The sequence below is a fragment of the Streptomyces aurantiacus genome (genome assembly GCF_027107535.1).
Classification (GTDB): Bacteria; Actinomycetota; Actinomycetes; order Streptomycetales; family Streptomycetaceae; genus Streptomyces.
Genome location: NZ_CP114283.1, coordinates 7,107,664 through 7,125,441 on the forward strand (window position 1 = coordinate 7,107,664; position 17,778 = coordinate 7,125,441).

A 17,778-nucleotide genomic window follows, 5' to 3' on the forward strand; every position below is an offset into this window, starting at 1 on the left:
GGGGGTGCGCAGCGGTGAAGGGACGAGCACGTGGCGGCTGGCGTGACCGAAGCGGTGGAACTGCGCGGCGCGCTGATGCGCCTGCGCCGGGCGACGGGGCTGCCCGTCGCCTTCGGCGGTCTGGTGGAGCCGGGCCGCGGGCAGGTGCGGATCAGCGAGCTGAACGGCACGGCGACGGCGGCCCTGAGCGCGCTCGCCGTGTCGTCGGGCAACGGCCTGGGCGGCAAGGCGGTCGCCCTCGCCCGGCCGTGCGCCGTCACGGACTACTCCTCCTCGCGTCGGATCAGCCACGAGTACGACAGCGCGGTGGCCGCGGAGGGGCTGCGGTCCGTCCTCGCCGTGCCGGTCGTCGTACGCCGCCGGGTGCGCGGCGTCCTGTACGGCGCCCTGCGCACGGCCCAGCCGCTGGGCGACCGGACGCTGGCCGCGGCGGTGGAGGCGGCGCGGGACGTGGAGCAGTCGCTGGTCGTACGGGACGAGGCGTACGGACTGCTGGCGGCGGCGCGCACGCCGGGGGTCGCCGGGGGGCCGGTGGGGCCCGGAGGGCCGGAGGGCGCGGCGTGGGAGCGGCTCCGGGAAGCGCACGGGGCGCTGCGCGCGCTGGCCCCGCGCCTCGTGGACCCCGTACTGCGGGCCGAGCTTCTCTCGGTCTGCGAGACGCTGGCTGCCTCACCCGGTCGGACGCCGTCGGCCCCGGAAGTCCGGCTCACCCCTCGTGAGCTGGACGTTCTCGCCTGTGTGGCCGTCGGTACGACCAATGCGGGCGCCGGGGAGCGGCTCGGGCTGCGCTCCGAGACGGTCAAGGCCTATCTACGGTCCGCGATGCGCAAGCTGGGCGCACACACCAGGCTGGAGGCCGTGGTGGCGGCGCGGACGGCGGGGCTGCTGCCGTGAAGGTCCGTACCTCCCCGCGCGTCGTATACATGCACAGGCAGCCTGAAATCCCGTATACCGAATCTCTGTTATTTCCCTCACGGCGCAACCCCCCGAAATTCAGAAGCTCTTTGCATAATATTGATCCGAACACGACATGAGGGGAGCGGTGCGCGTGCGACGGGATTTCGAGGAGCCTGTCAGACCCCTTTCCGAGCAGGTCGTCGGGCGGGACGAGCTGCTGGGACGAGCACGCGAGCAGCTCTCGCGAGGCGGCAGCCTCCTCTTGCACGGTCCGCCCGGAATAGGAAAGTCGACCGTCCTGCGGGCAATGGCTGCGGAATACGCCGAATCGGCCCGGACTGTGTTGCGCTGCTCCGCCACCGAGTCGGAATCCCATCTCCCGTTCCTGGCTCTGGTCGATCTGCTCGGCCTTGTCGCCGACGAGGTCGCCGACGCCCTGCCCGCACCGCAGCAGGCCGCGCTCGAGGCGGCCCTCACCGGCCGCGCCGAATCGTCCCTGCACCAGGACGGCCTGGCGCTGCGGCTCGCCGTGCTGTCGGTGCTGCGCGCTCTGGCTGCCAAGGGGCCGGTGCTCCTCGTCGCCGACGACCTGCAGTGGCTCGACGCGCCCAGCGCCGAACTGCTCGGGTTCGCCGCCCGTCGCCTCGGCGGAATGCCGGTACGGATGCTCGGCGCGGTGCGTACCGGCACCGAACCGAAGGAACAGGAGCACGACCCGTATCTACGCGCGTATCCGCCGGAGACGCTGGCCCTGCGGCTGACCCCGCTGTCCCACCCGCAGATCGCCGAGCTGCTCACCAACCGCGGCCACACGGGCCTGCGCCGCTCGACCCTGCGGGACATCCACCACACCAGCGGCGGCAACCCGCTGTTCGCGCTGGAGCTCGGCCGCGCGCTGGCCGAGAGCACGACGCCGCACCGGCCCGGCGAGCCACTGCCGGTGCCCACCTCGCTGCGCGCCCTCGTACTCAGCCGACTGGACCTGCTGTCCGCCGAGGCCCGCCGGACGCTTCTCGTGGCGAGCGCGGGAGCCCGCCCCACCCAGGCACTGCTGGCGGCCGCGGGCCGTAGGAACGTGGAGGCGGAGATCGCCCTAGCGGCCTCGCTCGGGCTCGTGGCGGCCCTGGGCCCGGACAGCCACGGGCCGGACGGCCAGGAGGGGGCGGTGCGTTTCGCGCATCCGCTCGTCTCCGCCGCGCTGTACGCGCAGGCGACACCCCAGGAGCGGCGGGCCGCGCACGCGGCCCTGTCCACGGCCGCCTCCGATCCGATCGAGCGGGCCCGGCATCTCGCGCTGGCCACCACCGGCACCGACGAGGAGGTCGCCGCCCGTCTCTCCGAGGCGGCGGCGCTGGCCCGGGACCGCGGCGCCCCCTCGGTGGCGGCCCAGCTCGGGCTGCTCGCCGCCCGGCACACCCCCGCGGACGGCCGGCCCGGTGCGGACGAACGCCGGCTGCGGTCCGCCGAGGACGCGCTGACCTCGGGCCAGATCGACCTGGCCCGAGAGGTGGCCCGTGACGTCCTGGACCGGGCGACGGACGCGGCCGTCCGGGTACGGGCCTGGATGGTCGTGATCGACTCGGCCGGGCAGGCGATGGCCGATGTCGAGGCGGTGTTCCCGCAGGCTCTCGCAGACGCGGGCGACGATCCGCGGCTGCTCGCGCTGGTCCGCTACCAACTGGCCTGGCGGGCGCTGCTGGTGGAGGGAGAGATGGCGAAGGGCCGCGAGGAGGCCGCCCACGCGGCACGGCTCGCCGCCACCGCGGGTGACCGGAGCACCGAGCTGCTCGCCCTGTCCTTCCAGGCCCAGATGGAGACCCTGATGGGCCATCCAGCGGCCCCGGCGACGCTCGAGAAGGCCCTCGCGGAACCGCAGGACCTGCGGGTGGCCTGCGACCACAACGGCGCGGGCGCCACCCGCTTCCGCTGGCTCATCATGAGCGACCAGCTCACCGACGCCCGGGCCACGATCACCCGGCTGCTCGGCGAGGTGCGCCGGCGCGGCATCGTCGAGAGCGAGGTGCACTTCCTGCGCGGGCTCGCCGAGACCGAGCTGCGCTCCGGGCACTGCGGCCGGGCGCTCGACCTCGCCCACGAGAGTCTGCGGCTCGCCCGGGACACCGGCATCGGCGAGGCCGCGGGCAACATGTTCACCTCGCTCGCCGAGGCCGCGGGCGGCGATGTGCACCGGGCGCTCGCGCTGGCCGCGGACGCGGTGCGCCGGGCCGAGGACGACGGCGACCTGATCTACCTCTCCCGGGCCCTGGGCGCGCTGGGGCATGCCCGGCTGGTGGCGGGGGACGCCGCCGGGACGGTCGAGTCCCTGCGCAGGGCACGGGAGTTGGAGCAGGGCATCGGCATCTTCGACCCCGCACGCGGCCGCTGGCACGGCGATCTCGCCGAGGCGCTCGTCCTCATCGGCGAGCCCGCGGAGGCGCAGGACGTCATCACCGCCACACGCGAGCACGCGGTCCGGTTGCGGCGGGCGAGTGTCCTGGCCGTGCTGGACCGGGCCGAGGCCCTCGTGAAGGCCGCGGCAGGCCATCACGAGGCGGCCGCGGAGCAGTTGACCTCGGCGCAGGACCGGCTGGCGCAGCTCGGATACGGGCTCGAGGAGGCGCGTGCCGCCCTCGCGCTGGCCCGGCTGCGCGCCGAGCAGTCGGGGCGGGGCTCGTACGACGAGGCGGCGCGGCTGTTCCGCCGCTGCAAGGCGGTGCCCTGGCTTCGGCAGCTGGACGCGGCGGTCCTGGCCGGCACCGCCCCGGCTGCCTCCGCTCCGACCGTTCCCGAGTCCGTGCTGCCACACCTGGACCGGCTGGCCTCGACGGAGCGTCAGGTCGCGGCGCTCGTCCTGGAGGGCGCCACGAACCGCGAGATCGCCGCGCGCCTGTACATCAGCGTGAAGACGGTCGAGGCGACGCTCACCCGCGTCTACCGGAAGCTGGGGATCCGGTCCCGGGTCGACATCGTACGACTGGCCGCGGGGCAACAGCGGGGCGACTGAACCCCGCCCACGGCCGGGCACCGCGCCCTTCGGAGCCCTCCCCCGGGCGACGGCTCCCTCGCGCGGGGCGCAGTCGTACGGGGCGCAGTCGTACGGGGCGCAGCCGTTCGGGGCGCAGCCGTTCGGGGCGCTGGGGACGCCCACGGCCTGAGCCGATGCGTGTCGGCGCCGGGGCGAGGCCGCAGGCCGGTCCGGCCGTCGGGCCCCCTGCCCGAGACGATGCCGCTCCTGCCGGCCCGGCTCCCGGCTCCCGGCTCCCGGCTCCCGGCTCCCGGCTCCCGGCTCCCGGCTCCCGGCTCCCGGCTCCCGGCTCCCGGCAGGATCCCCGGTATCAAGGCGTCCACACGGGGAACGGCCGGCGACGGGACGGCCGGGCATGTGACGAAGGCCGGGCGGTCACCGGGCAGCGACCGGGCGGCGACCGAGGGTTATCCCTCGGCAACTCCCGCAGGGAGTTCCCTCATTGGGGGTACTCCCCGTGCGCTTCTAGCGTGGGACCCGCCCCGCAGGCTGTCGCTCCACCCCCACAGTGCACCCCCCACCGGCACTCCTGAGGAGATCCATGTTCGGGCTCACTTTTGCCAAGAAGGCCGCCGCTGTCACCGCGGCGGCCGCCGCCGCGACGACCTGTCTGCTCGGCGCCACCACCGCGAGCGCCGCCCCCCAGCCCATCGTCGGCGGTTCGACGACCACGGCGTCCGCGTACCCGTACGTCATGCAGATCACCAACGCCTCGCAGAGCCAGTTCTGCGGCGGCACCCTGGTGTCGGCCACCAAGGTCGTCACGGCGGCCCACTGCATGGTCGGCAGAACCACGAGCAACACCCGTGTGGTCGGCGGCCGTACCTACCGCAACGGCACCAACGGCACCGTCGCCCAGGTCAGCAAGATATGGATCCACCCGAGCTACTCGGACGCCGAGAGCGGTGACGACGTCGCCGTCCTGACCCTGTCGACGTCGATGCCGTACACGCCCATCAGCTACGTCTCCTCCTCCGAGACCGGCGTGTACGCGGCCGGCGCCACCGCCCGCATCCTCGGCTGGGGCACGACCAGTTCGGGCGGCTCCTCCTCCAACCAGCTGCGCACCGCCACCGTTCCGACCGTGTCCAACGCCAACTGCTCCTCGGCGTACGGCTCGTCCTACATCGCCTCCGACATGGTCTGCGCCGGCTACACCTCCGGCGGCGTGGACACCTGCCAGGGCGACAGCGGCGGCCCCCTCGTCATCGGCGGCAAGCTCGCCGGCATCACCTCGTGGGGCTACGGCTGCGCGGACGCCGCCTACCCGGGCGTCTACACCCGCCTGACGACCTTCTCCAGTCTGGTGACGACGCAGGTCAACTCCTAGCAACCGACAGGCGATCGTCCTGCTGATCGCTTCCGTCCCGAAAACTCCCTGAGCACGACTCAGGTTGAGCCAGGGGGCGTTGCGGGCCTCCACGAGCGGCCCGCAACGCCCCCTTTCCACTGCCCGGCGCCATCTGGGCCCGTCCGCCCACCGTCAGCCGCGTACGACGGTCCCGAACCGGATGTCGTACGAGGACGAGCCACGCAGCGCCGTGAGCATCCGTGCCGCCTCCTCGACCGCCTCTTCGCGCTGTCGCCGGGTGAGTGTGCCGAAGGGCTCGATGGTGAGCACGGCCCGGTCGCCGGTCTCCTCCAGCCGCCACACCCCCTCCAGGAATCCGTCGACGAGCAGGGCGCGGTGGGCCTGATTGCCCTGCCAGGTACGGCCCTTGTACTCGGGGGACACCACGCGGGAGCGGTCGGCGTGCGAGAGGAGCAGATTGTCGAACTCGGGCAGCAGCCGCGCGGGCGCCGGGGTGTCCGCGTCGGGCCGGGGCGCGTCGGGCAGGTCGAAGAGCTCGACCCCGCGCTCGTCGGCGAAGGTGACCAGCTGGGGCCGGAGCCGTTCGAAGGCCTCGCGGAGCCGGGTCAGGCCGGCCCAGGCCTGCATGTCCATGACGGAGGCGGGGCCGAAGGCGGCGAGATAGCGCAGGACGGTGGCGTCGGGGGCGGGAACCGGTTCGGCGGGCCTGCCGAGCCAGTGCTCGGCGGTGGTGAGCGCGACCTGTCCGCTGCGGCCCCACAGCCCGCGCGGGGTGACCTGGACGAGAGGCAGCCTGCAGCGGGCCGCGACGGCGAGGGCCAGGGGATCGGCGTCGGGCCACTCGACGAGCAGCGCCTCCCGCAACTGCTTCATCGTGCGCGGCTCGGCCTCGACCAGCTCCCGGCTGATCGAGGCGAGCCGGTCGAGGTCCACTCCGACGAGGCCCTTGCGGAAGCCGTACAGCTCGCGTTCGCGGGCGGCCTGCACGAGCGGGCGCAGGGTGAGGCAGTCGTCGGCGGTGTGGGTGTGGATGGTGGAACGCATGGTGACGATGCGCACGACCTCCCGCGCGTCCATCGCCGTGGACAACTCTTCGGGGTCAAAGCCCTCCAGGCGGGCGGCGAGCGCGTAGTAGGGAGGCTTCACGTTCTGGGCCTGGAGGCCGACGAGGTGCTCGACGGCGTCCGTCGCGGACATCGCGGCCCGGCGCAGGAGCAGCTGCCGGTCCAGGGTCGCGCGGTTCAGCTCACGGGCACTCAGCACGGGGGCGGTCGAGGTCTTCGTCATGCTCCGCACGCTATCGGGACTTGCGGACACCTTCTGTCCGCGATCCTTGCCGTTCCCCTACTCCGCCCGGACACTCCGGCCATTTGACCCGTATATCCTGCTCCGTGATCGGGAAGACAGACGTTCGATGCGTACGACACGGAGGCAGCCGCGATGCCGGAGCGCCGAGCCCGCCCCGCACCCGCCCCGAACGGCGGCCGGAAGCCGGTGTGGCGACGCGCCGTGGCTCCGACCCCGCCACCGCCGGCGGATCCCCCGGCGTCCCCGCCGGCTGCGGCCGACGTGAACTCCGTGGAGCCCGGCAGTGTCGTGCAGGCGGCGCTCTACCGCGACGGTGTGCGCGTCGCGACCCCCGCCTCCCTGGCGGACACCTTCCGTGAGCTGCGCGAGCAGCCGGACGACATGGCGTGGATCGGCCTGGCCCGTCCGACGGAGGAGGAAATCCTCTCGTTGGCCGCCGAGTTCGACCTTCACCCGCTCGCCGTCGAGGACGCGATGGAGGCCCATCAGCGGCCGAAGCTGGAACGGTACGGCGACACGCTCTTCGTGGTCCTGCGCGCCGCCCGCTACCTCGACGCGTCGGAGGAGGTCGACTTCGGCGAGCTGCACGTCTTCCTCGGCCCCGACTTCCTGATCACGGTCCGGCACGGTGCCGCTCCCGACCTCTCCGCGGTCCGGCGCCGTATGGAGGAGACCCCGGAGCTGCTGAAGCTCGGCCCCGAGGCGGTCCTGTACGCCATCCTCGACGCCGTCGTGGACGGGTACGCCCCGGTCGTCGCCGGTGTCCAGAACGACATCGACGAGATCGAGACCGAGGTCTTCGGTGGCGACCCGTGGGTCTCGCGCCGCATCTACGAACTCTCCCGCGAGATGGTCGAGTTCCAGCGCGCCACCCGCCCACTGGTCGGCATGCTGCACGGTCTGATGGCGGGTTTCGCCAAGTACGGCACCGACGACGAACTCCAGCGCTATCTGCGCGACGTCGCCGACCACGTCACCCACACCAGCGAGCGCGTGGACGGCTTCCGTCAGGCCCTCACGGACATCCTCACGGTCAACGCCACGCTGGTCACCCAGCAGCAGAACGCGGAGATGCGGGCGTTGGCGGAGGCGGGCTTCGAACAGAACGAGGAGATCAAGAAGATCTCCTCGTGGGCCGCCATCCTTTTCGCCCCGACCCTTGTCGGAACGATCTACGGCATGAACTTCGACCACATGCCGGAGCTGGGCTGGACCTTCGGGTACCCCTTCGCGATCGGCCTGATGGGCGTGGTGTGCGGGAGCCTGTACGTGATCTTCAAGCGGCGGGACTGGCTCTAGAACCCTGAGGTGACACTCAGCCCCCGTTCGCCCTCTGCTCGCGCACCCCGTACGGGGTATCGGCACGCCTCTGGAGGCGGTGGCGAAGGAGGCGGGCGTCGGGCCGTCGAAGCGCTGCCCGGCTTCTGCCGCTTCCTCGCAAAGTTCGAACCGCTGCGGCAGCTCACCGGCGGACTCCGCTCGATCCCCTACTACGACGCCCAGGCCGACGCGGGCCTGGCCCGCGTCTGGGTGATGACGGCCGTCGACCTCGCAGCGGCCGCGCCGTTCGGCTTCGGCATGACCGCTTGGTACGACCGCTAGGGGCTGCGTCGCATCCCGGTCCGGTCGAAGTCCGAGAAGACCACCGTCTCGGCGTAGCGGAAACGCAACTCACCCCGGACGGGCCACAACTCGGAGCGGCCCAGGTGTGCGTCGCCCCGTGGGGACGGCAGGCGCGCACACCCTCAGGGCTCGGCGACGACTTTTCCCCCGGAGTCGTCGCCGAGCCCTGAAAACCGATCGGTTTTATTTGGTCCGCATCGAGTTAACCTCGCAGTATGACCACCGACGTGAAACCAAGTACCAGAGAGCGACTCCTGGAGGCGGCGGCCACGCTCACCTACCGAGACGGTGTCGGCATCGGCGTCGAGGCGCTGTGCAAGGCGGCAGGGGTGTCGAAGCGCTCCATGTACCAGCTGTTCGAGAGCAAGGACGAACTGCTGGCGGCGAGCCTGGAGGAGCGCACCTCCGCCTACGTGGCGACGCTCCTGCCCGCGGCGGACGACGGCCGGTCACCCCGCGAGCGGATCCTGCACGTCTTCGAGCAGGTGGAGTCGCAGGCGGGTGAGCCCGAGTTCCAAGGCTGCCGGTATCTCGCCGTTCAGATCGAGTTGAAGGACCAGAACCACCCTGCCAGCCGAGTGGCTCACCGGGTCAAGGCGAACCTGACGGCGTTCTTGCGCTCCGAGGCCGAGCAGGGCGGGGCGAGCGACCCCGACCTGCTGGCCCGGCAGCTCAGCCTGGTCTTCGACGGCGCCAGCGCCCGCGCGGGGATCGGAGCCGACAAGCTGACCGGACTCGTCGCGCCCACCGTGACCACCTTGCTCGATGCGGCAGGCGTGCGCTGACACACCCCTGTTCACGTCGTGGGCATCGGCACCCAGCGGCAGGTGCACGGTCTGCCGGATCCTCATCCAGCCGGCCCGGACGAGCTCGCCGATCCGGTCATGACCCTGAGCCTCGGCAGCCACCACGACCACCACGACGGCGTATCCCTGATCTGCACCTGCACCTGCACCTGCACCTGGAGCGTTTCCGGGTGCTTCGAGACCAGCCGCGCACAGGCGTTCGTCATGACCTGGAGGACCTGCCCGCCGTCTTCCACCTCCTCGGCCGCCCTCTCGAAAGCCAGGCGACCTCGCTCCGCCCGACCTTCGCGTGACGGGATCGGATCGAGGCTTGAGCTTGCACGCGAAAACCGATCGGTTTACCATGGTGGAAACCGATCGGTTTCTCAATGATCCGGGAACTGGGCGCGGTCATGACCCTTTCGGGCGGGCCGCACCCGAATCACCTGTCCGCAGTGCAACGAAGGGGAGCCGGCGAGATGCCCAGCCCACAGTCACGTCCGACGATTCACATTCCGGGGACCACCAGCCACACCATCGCCCCGCGCGGCAGCCGCGAGGGAACGCTGCGCTACCTCAGGGCCGGCACCGGTGCTCCCGTGGTCCTGCTGCACACGGTGCGCACGCAGGCCGAGCACTTCCGCCTCCTCATTCCGATGATCTCGGATCAGTACACCGTGTACGCCCTGGATCTGCCGGGGATGGGCTACTCCGAGATCGTGCCCGGCGCGTCCTACGACGAGCCGGCGATGCGTGCGGGCGTCGAACGGCTCCTCACCGAACTCGACCTCTATGACGTGACGTTGGTCGGGGAGTCGATGGGCGCGGTGCTCGCCCTGACCGCCGCGGCCGATCTGCCGGAGCGGGTACGGCGCGTCGTCGCGGTGAACACGTACGACTTCCGTGACGGGATCGCCCGGTCCAGCGCCCTCGCCCGCGTGGTGGTCGGCGGTGTTCTCACTCCGGGCGTGGGCCCCGTGGTCGCCCGGCAGGAGCCCAAGCCTGTGCTGCGCAGGATTCTGCAGGGCGGGCTGGGAGACAAAGCCGCTTTGCGGGAGGACTACGTGAACGAGCTCCTCCAGGTGGGCAGCCGCCCCGGTTATCCGTCCGTCGCCCGGGCCGTGTACCAGAACCTGCCCAGCCTCATCGCGGCCCGCTCGCGCTATCCCGAGGTCAAGGCCCCCATGCACCTCGTCTACGGGGAGAAGGACTGGTCCCGACCCTCGGACCGGCAAGCCAACAAGGAGCTGCTGCCCGCCGCCGATTTCACGCAGGTGCCGGGAGCAGGCCACTTCATCGCCCTGGAACGGCCCGACGTACTGGCCGACCTGCTGAACGCGGTGGCGTGACCGCCCGACGCCCTGGCGCACAAAGGAACAGCGGATGACCGAGATCCGGACCGAGGCCGAGTTCCGGATCGGATGCGTGACGGCACGGTGCTGCGGGCGGACGTCTACCGGCCCGGCGGCACGGGACCGTGGCCGGTGCCGCTGGGCCGGCTGCCGTACGGGCAGCACTCCCATCACGGCCGTCGGGCCCGATCCCTCGACGACGGCCTGGCGAGCAGTGGCAACGCGGAGCTGCCTGCCGGCGTGCTGCCCGTGGTTCGGGTCCGACAGAGAGATGCGTCGCGGACTCTTGACGACGGCCCTATGACTGCGTAGACATGACAGCGCAGACATGACAGCGCAGTCATCCGGACGGCGTCTGGCATCATTGGGCTGGATCGTGCGGTCACCGGGAGACACCATGACGCGAGGGACAGGGCGGGGCGGGAGTTCCGCCGCGCCGCGCAGTGTGGATGTCGCCCGCCTGGCGGGCGTCTCGCAGAAGACGGTGTCCAGGGTCTTCAACGACGAGCCGTACGTCTCCGCAGATGTGCGCACCCGCGTCCTGGAAGCCGCCGAACAGCTCGGCTACCGGCGCAACAACGCCGCCCGGGCGCTGGCTTCGGGACGCACCCGCTCGATCGGCGTGGTGTCGCTGGGCACGGCCCTGTACGGACCTGCCTCCCTGCTCATCGGTGTCGAGCGGGTCGTCCGGGACACGGGGTACGCGCTTCGCGTGGTCAACACGATGGAGGGCGACCCGGCGGGCATCACCGGCGCCGTGGACTCGCTGCTCGACCAGGGCGTGGACGGCATCGTCATCTCCGAGCCGATCGACGAGGAGGGCGCCGGAGGAGACCTCTCCCTCCGCGTCGACGTACCGGTCCTCGTCCTCGGCGCACCGGCCGCCGTCACCGCGCCCACGGTGCTGACCGCCGGGGACGGCGCGGACCTGCTGGCCCGTACCGCCACCGAACACCTGCTGGACCTGGGCCATATGACGGTCCATCACCTGGCGGGTCCGCATCGGTGGTACGCCGCCCGGGACCGCCTGGAGGGCTGGCAGGCGACGCTGACCGCGCAGGGCAGGGACGTACCACCGGTCGTCGAGGGCGACTGGTCGGCCGCGTCCGGGTACCGCGCCGGATGCGAACTGGCCGCGGACCATGGTGTCACCGCGGTCTTCGCCGCCAACGACGACATGGCGATCGGTCTGATCCACGCGCTGACGGAGGCGGGGCGGCGAGTGCCGGAGGACGTCAGCGTCGTCGGCTTCGACGACATCCCGGTCGCCGCCTATGTGAGTCCCCCCCTCACCACGGTCCGGCAGCCCTTCGACGCCGTGGCACAGGAGGGACTCAAACGTCTCGTGCACGCCATCGAGAACCCGGGAGCGGACCCCCTGCCGGCGAGCGGCCCACCGGTCGACCTCGTCGTTCGCGCCTCCACCGCCCCTCCGCCGGACCGGACGACCCCGGCCGACGGTCGGCGTACCGCCTCCCGTTCCCGCGGGGGCACCCACGCTCCGCCGCTCCCGAACGGAGGGCCGCCCCACTCCGACTCAAGCCATGACTGACGCACACGGGCCGGCCCGGTCGGCAGAACCGACGGCCGGCGCGTCGCCCGGGACGAGCCGCGACACCGGCCGGGCCCGCGCCCCCGCGAACGACCCCGTCGCGCGGGCGACACTGAGCACTCCCCCGAACTGAGCACCGCCCGAGCCGAGTTCACCACACCTGCCTCCGGCGCTCCTCTTCGCCTCACCCTCTCCGGCCGCGATCTCCGCCTCCGCGGTACGCGGAACGCTCGCCGGTACCTGTCCACGAGGACGACCCGTACATGCCGGCCTTCCGGCCCCCGGTCGTCGCGTCCGTGCCTTTTCCCGACACGCCAGTGCACGCCCTCGCCAGGCGTGCCGCCACCTTCGCCTCCGGCGGGAGTTCACCATGCCCAGATCCACGTTCCTCTCCTCGTCCAGCCCTTCGCCGATGAGCCGTCGGCTGTTCCTCACCGCGACGGGCGCCGTGGCCCTCGGAGCAGCCCTGACGGCCTGCGGCGGCGGTGACTCCGGCGGTTCCTCCGGCGCCGCCGAACCGGTCTCCCGGGCCGACATCGACAAGGCGATGAAGACGCCGACCGAGCTCACGTTCTGGACGTGGGTCCCGAACATCGCCAAGGAGATCGCGCTCTTCGAGAAGAAGTACCCGGCCATCAAGGTCAAGGTCGTCAACGCCGGTCAGGGCACCCCGCAGTACACCAAGCTGCGGACGGCCCTGAAGGCCGGCAGCGGCGCCCCGGACATGGTGCAGATGGAGTACCAGGCCATTCCGACCTTCACCATCACCAACAGCCTGCTGGACCTGCGGCCCCACGGCGCCTCCGCGCTCAAGGACAGGTTCGTGGACTGGACCTGGGGTCAGGTCAGCGGCGCGGACGGCGAGGTCTGGGCGATCCCCCAGGACACCGGCCCGATGGGCATGCTGTACCGGAAGGACATCTTCGACCGGCACGGCATCGAAGTGCCGGGCACCTGGGACGAGTTCGCCGAGGCGGCGCGAAAGCTCCACAAGGCGGACCCCGACGTCTACCTCACCAACCTCGCCGCGAACCAGCCCGCCGCCTGGCACGGCCTCGTCTGGCAGGCGGGCGGCAAGCCCTACGCGACCGCCGGCAAGAGCGACATGACCATCAGCGTCGACGACGCCGTCTCCCGGAAGCTCGGCGCGTACTGGGGCGGCCTCGCGAAGGAAGGCGTCATCGGCGTCGAGCCCGACTTCACCGACGGCTGGTACGCCGCCCTCAACAAGGGCAAGTACGCCACCTGGCTCACCGCCGCCTGGGGCCCGGCCTTCCTCTCCGGCTCGGCCAAGGCCACCGCGGGCAAGTGGCGGGCGGCCCCCCTGCCGCAGTGGGACGCCGCCAAGCCCAGCGCGGGCAACTGGGGCGGCTCGACCACCGCGGTCATCCGCTCGAGCAAGAACCCTGTCGCGGCGGCCCAGTTCGCGCAGTTCCTCAACAGCGACCCGGCCAGCGCGAAGATGTTCGCCACCGAGCAGTTCTTCTTCCCGGCGACCACGTCACTGCTCGCGGACGCCGAGTTCGTCGCGGACGCCCCGGCCTTCTACGGCGGCCAGAAGGTCAACCAGGTCTTCGCCGACGTCAGTTCCACGGTCAACTCCTCCTTCCAGTGGCCGCCGTTCCTCGACCAGGCGGCGACCGACTGGACCGAGACCGTCGGCAAGTCCCTCGCGGACAGGACCGACACGGTCCGCGCGCTCGGCACCTGGCAGTCACGTCTGACCACGTACGCCAAGAAGCAAGGCTTCACCGTCAGGGGAAGCTGAGATGGCCGCCCCCGAGGTCTCGGCCGCGCCCGGCCCGCGGGCGCCCTCGCCCACGGCGGGCCGCGCCAGGGACAGGCGCCGCACCGCGGGACCGCTGTTCGTCGCGCCGTTCATGGTGCTCTTCCTGCTGCTGTTCCTCGCCCCGCTCGGCTACGCCGCCTACCTCAGCCTGTTCCAGGAACGCCTGGTCGGCGGGACGGCGTTCGTCGGGCTCGACAACTACGTCCAGGCCCTGGACGATCCGCTCCTCCTGCACGGCGTCGCGCGGGTCGCGCTGTTCTTCGTGATCCAGGTCCCCGTGATGCTGCTGCTGGCACTGCTGTTCGCCCTCGCGCTCGACAGCGGCCTGCTGCGGCTGGCACGGGTGATCCGGCTGGGCATCTTCGTCCCCTACGCCGTCCCGAGCGTGGTCGCCGCGCTCATGTGGGGCTACCTGTACGGGCCGGACTTCGGCCCGTTCGCCCAGCTCGGCCGGAACCTGGGCCTGCCGGCGCCCGACTTCCTCAGCGAGAGCTGGATGCTCGGCAGCCTGGCGAACATCGTGACCTGGGAGTTCGTCGGCTACAACATGATCATCCTGTACGCCGCCCTGCGCACCATCCCCCAGGAGCTGTACGAGGCGGCCGCGATGGACGGCGCCGGCGCCTGGCGGACCGCCTGGTCGGTCAAGCTGCCCGCGCTCCGGCCGGCGCTCCTGCTCACCCTGCTGTTCTCGGTGATCGGCAGCTTCCAGCTCTTCAACGAACCCAACCTGCTGATGAAGATCGCCCCGGACGTGATCAGCAGCTCCTACACCGCCAACCTCTACTCCTACTCCCTCGCCTTCACCGGTCAGCAGGTCAACTACGCGGCCACGGTGTCCTTCCTCCTCGGCCTCGTCATCGTGATCGCGTCCTACGCCGTCCTGCTCACCGCGAACCGCAGGAGGACTCCATGACCTCCACCGCCACCCCGCCGGCCGCCGTCGCCCCGGCGGCCCAGGGGCCCGCCCCCGGGGTCCGCCACCGTCGGAACGCCCGCGCCTCCCGTCGCCGCAGCACCCCGCTGACGATCGCCATGCTGGCGGCCCTGGCGTACTTCCTCCTGCCGCTGTGCTGGCTGGTGATCGCCTCGACCAAGAGCACCCAGGACCTGTTCAACAGCTTCGGCCTGTGGTTCTCCGACGCCCCGCAGCTGCTCGCGAACATCCAGGCGACCTTCACCCAGGACGACGGGGTGTTCGTGCACTGGCTGCTCAACACGCTGATGTACGCCGTCACCAGCTCGCTCGGGGCCGCGCTGCTCGCGGCCGCGGCCGGATACGGATTCGCCAAGTTCCGCTTCCGCGGCGACCGGGCCTCCTTCAACCTGGTCCTCGGCGCCGTCATGGTCCCGGCCACCGCCCTCGCCATCCCGACCTACCTGCTCTTCGCGAAGGCGGGCCTGGTCAACACACCCTGGGCGATCATCCTGCCCTCGCTCGTCAACCCGTTCGGCCTGTATCTGATGCGCGTCTACGCGGAGGACGCCGTCCCGGACAGCATCCTGGAGGCCGCCCGGATCGACGGGGCGGGCGAGGCGCGGATCTTCTTCCGCATCGCACTGCGGCTGCTGGCTCCCGGCCTGGTGACGGTCCTGCTGTTCACCCTGGTGGCTACCTGGAACAACTACTTCCTGCCGCTGATCATGCTCAACGACCCGGATCTGTACCCGATCACGGTGGGTCTCTCCTCCTGGGCCGCGCAGGCGCAGAACGGCGGGGCGGGAGCCAGCAGCGACATGCTCGCGCTCGTCGTGACGGGCTCCCTGATCTCGATCCTGCCCCTGGTGGTGGCCTTCCTCGTGCTCCAGCGGTACTGGCAGAGCGGCCTGGCCACCGGCGGCGTCAAGCAGTAGGGCCCAAGGCGCCCGGTCTTCGTATCACTCACGTTCTCCCGGAGGTTTCCTTCATGGCGGCTCTGCCTGCCCGCGTCCTCTTCGGCGCCGCTTACTACCACGAGTACCGGCCGCCCTACAGCGCCGAACAGTCCGACGAGCGTCTCAAGACCGACCTCGACCTGATGGCCGACGCCCGTCTGTCCGTCATCCGGGTCGGCGAGTCGGTGTGGTCGACCTGGGAGCCGGAGAACGGACGCTTCGACCTCGACTGGCTCCAGCCGGTGCTGGACGGCGCCCACGAGCGCGGCATCTCCGTCGTCCTCGGCACACCCACGTACGCCGTACCGCCGTGGCTGGCCCGCCAGTACCCGGAGATCGCGGGCGAGCGGCACACCGGCGAGCGCATCGGCTGGGGCGCCCGCCAGGAGGTCGACTTCACCCACCCCGCGTTCCGGTTCCACGCCGAGCGGGTCATCCGCCGGATCGTCGCCCGGTACGCCGGACACCCGGCGGTCATCGGCTTCCAGGTCGACAACGAACCGGGCAACGAACTGCTCCACAACCACGGCGTCTTCCAGCGCTTCACCGACCACCTGCGCGCCAGGTACGGCGACGTCGAGACCCTCAACCGCGAATGGGGCCTCGTCTACTGGTCGCACCGGCTGTCGACGTGGGCCGACCTGTGGACTCCGGACGGCAACGTCCAGCCCCAGTACGACGTCGCCTGGCGGGAGTTCCAGGCCCGTCAGGTCACCGAGTTCATCGGCTGGCAGGCGGACATCGTGCGCGAGTACGCCGCACCCGAGCAGTTCGTCACCACCTGCATCTCCTACAAGCGCCCCGCGGTGGAGGACGACGAGCTGACCGACCGCCTCGACATCGCCTCGGGCAACCCGTACTACACGATGCAGGACGGCCTCCTGCTGCCCGATCCCACTCCCGAGGACCACGAGCAGACCTGGAAGACGACCGGGGTGTGGTCGCTGTACCAGACCGCCGACTGGATGTTCTCCTCGCGCCAGGAGCCGTTCCTGGTCACCGAGACCAACGCCGGCTCGATCGGTTTCCCGTGGGACAACCGCCCCGCCTACGACGGTCAGTGGCGCCAGGCGGCCTGGGCGCTGGTCGCTCGCGGGGCCCGCATGATCGAGTACTGGCACTGGCACACGCTGCACTTCGGTGCGGAGACCTACTGGGGCGGCATCCTGCCCCACACCGGGCAGCCCGGCCGCACCTATGCCGAACTCGCCCGTCTGGGCGCCGAGTTCGAGACGGCTGGTCCGCTCGTCGCCGGGCTCGAACCGGACGCGGACATCACGATGGTGTACTCGACGCCGAGCAAGTGGCTCATGAAGAAGTACCCGCCGCTCGCGACGCCGGACGGAGAGCCGGACCCGGAGGCCTACCACCGGATCTTCGACCCGTTCTACCAGGGCGCCTTCGACGCGGGCCGCCAGGTGCGCATCGTGCACGCCCGCCAGTTGCACGACCCTCGCGGCGAACGGGCGGGCCTGACGCCCGAGAAGGCCGCCGGCCGTCACCCCGTGCTCGTCGTCCCGGCGTTCTACGTCGCGGCCGACTCGGCGCTCGACTGGTTCGCGGCCTACGCGGAGGCGGGCGGCCACCTGGTCCTCGGCCCGCGCACCGGCTACGCCGACCACGAGGCCCGGGCCCGCCACGAGCCGGCCCCCGGGCGGCTCACCGGCGCCGCGGGCGTCACCTACGACGAGTTCAGCAACCTCGTACAGGAGGTTCCCGTGCGCCCGGCGTCCGGCGGACCGCTCGACCTGCCCGAGGGCGCGACGGCGACCCGCTGGGCGGACGGCCTCACGGTCACCGACGCCGACGTGCTCGTCACGTACGAGCACCCGCACTTCGGCCGTTGGCCGGCGGTCACCACCCGCCGGCACGGCGCGGGGCGCGTCACCACCGTCGGCACCGTCCCCGGCCGTGACCTCGCCAGGGCGCTGGCCGCCTGGGCGGCCCCGGTCCCCCGCGGCGCGTGGGAGGGCCTCCCGGCATCCGTCACGGCGACGACCGGCACCTCCCCCGACGGCCGCCGTGTCCACGTCGTCCACAACTGGAGCTGGGAGCCCGTGAGCGTCCCCGTGCCGGTGGACCTGTCCGACGTCCTCGACGGCACGTCCGTACCCGCGGGCACCCCCCTGGAACTCGGCGTCTGGGACGTGCGCGTCCTCGTCCACGCCGACGCGGCCGGCGCTCCGGCACCCGACGCGGACAGCCGCGTCTAGCACCCCAACATCGTCGGTGGTCTTACCCATTGGAGGAGTAGTGCGGA

General features: G+C 71.6%; 12 protein-coding genes and 1 pseudogene. 12 read left to right on the top strand and 1 reads right to left on the bottom strand.

Features of this window, described 5'->3' with window-relative positions; translation table 11 throughout:
• Nucleotides 1-75 precede the first annotated feature (75 nt).
• The 3 genes from O1Q96_RS33570 (at nucleotide 76) to O1Q96_RS33580 (ending at nucleotide 5,252) form a co-directional block, all read left to right on the top strand.
• Nucleotides 76-894: a helix-turn-helix transcriptional regulator gene (locus tag O1Q96_RS33570; RefSeq protein WP_269253831.1), complete on the top strand. Its 819-nt coding sequence runs from the start codon at nucleotides 76-78 to the stop codon at nucleotides 892-894.
• Between the two features lie 136 nt (nucleotides 895-1,030).
• A complete protein-coding gene (locus O1Q96_RS33575) occupies nucleotides 1,031-3,901 on the top strand; it encodes a helix-turn-helix transcriptional regulator (RefSeq protein WP_269251736.1) in 2,871 nt (956 codons plus the stop codon).
• A gap of 562 nt (nucleotides 3,902-4,463) precedes the next feature.
• Entirely contained in the window at nucleotides 4,464-5,252 is a 789-nt protein-coding gene (locus O1Q96_RS33580; protein WP_269251737.1) for a S1 family serine peptidase, read from the top strand.
• Between the two features lie 153 nt (nucleotides 5,253-5,405).
• Here the strand turns inward: O1Q96_RS33580 and O1Q96_RS33585 are convergent, their stop codons facing one another.
• Entirely contained in the window at nucleotides 5,406-6,521 is a 1,116-nt protein-coding gene (locus tag O1Q96_RS33585) for a winged helix DNA-binding domain-containing protein (RefSeq protein ID WP_269251738.1), read from the bottom strand.
• Nucleotides 6,522-6,674: 153 nt separating this feature from the next.
• Here O1Q96_RS33585 and O1Q96_RS33590 point away from each other — a divergent pair, with 153 nt between their 5' ends.
• The 9 genes and pseudogenes from O1Q96_RS33590 to O1Q96_RS33630 all read left to right on the top strand — a co-directional run bounded on the left by O1Q96_RS33590 (nucleotide 6,675) and on the right by O1Q96_RS33630 (nucleotide 17,731).
• Complete coding sequence (locus O1Q96_RS33590) at nucleotides 6,675-7,841, top strand: magnesium and cobalt transport protein CorA (protein ID WP_269251739.1); 1,167 nt, start codon at nucleotides 6,675-6,677, stop codon at nucleotides 7,839-7,841.
• A 105-nt stretch (nucleotides 7,842-7,946) separates the two neighbouring features.
• Nucleotides 7,947-8,144: pseudogene (locus tag O1Q96_RS33595) on the top strand (ABC transporter); the annotation flags it as partial.
• 236 nt (nucleotides 8,145-8,380) lie between these two features.
• Nucleotides 8,381-8,950 (top strand): TetR/AcrR family transcriptional regulator, encoded by a 570-nt coding sequence (locus tag O1Q96_RS33600; RefSeq protein WP_269251740.1) that lies wholly within the window; start codon nucleotides 8,381-8,383, stop codon nucleotides 8,948-8,950.
• A gap of 479 nt (nucleotides 8,951-9,429) precedes the next feature.
• Entirely contained in the window at nucleotides 9,430-10,299 is an 870-nt protein-coding gene (locus O1Q96_RS33605; protein WP_269251741.1) for an alpha/beta fold hydrolase, read from the top strand.
• 400 nt (nucleotides 10,300-10,699) lie between these two features.
• Entirely contained in the window at nucleotides 10,700-11,854 is a 1,155-nt protein-coding gene (locus tag O1Q96_RS33610) for a LacI family DNA-binding transcriptional regulator (RefSeq protein ID WP_269251742.1), read from the top strand.
• Nucleotides 11,855-12,224: 370 nt separating this feature from the next.
• Nucleotides 12,225-13,622: an ABC transporter substrate-binding protein gene (locus tag O1Q96_RS33615; protein WP_269251743.1), complete on the top strand. Its 1,398-nt coding sequence runs from the start codon at nucleotides 12,225-12,227 to the stop codon at nucleotides 13,620-13,622.
• Nucleotide 13,623: 1 nt separating this feature from the next.
• On the top strand, nucleotides 13,624-14,559 hold the full coding sequence (locus O1Q96_RS33620; protein ID WP_419586992.1) for a carbohydrate ABC transporter permease: 936 nt from the start codon (nucleotides 13,624-13,626) through the stop codon (nucleotides 14,557-14,559).
• Nucleotides 14,556-15,497 (top strand): carbohydrate ABC transporter permease, encoded by a 942-nt coding sequence (locus O1Q96_RS33625; protein ID WP_269251744.1) that lies wholly within the window; start codon nucleotides 14,556-14,558, stop codon nucleotides 15,495-15,497. The genes O1Q96_RS33620 and O1Q96_RS33625 overlap by 4 nt, the downstream gene beginning before the upstream one ends.
• Before the next feature lie 53 nt (nucleotides 15,498-15,550).
• A complete protein-coding gene (locus O1Q96_RS33630; RefSeq protein WP_269251745.1) occupies nucleotides 15,551-17,731 on the top strand; it encodes a beta-galactosidase in 2,181 nt (726 codons plus the stop codon).
• The last annotated feature ends 47 nt before the right edge of the window (nucleotides 17,732-17,778 follow it).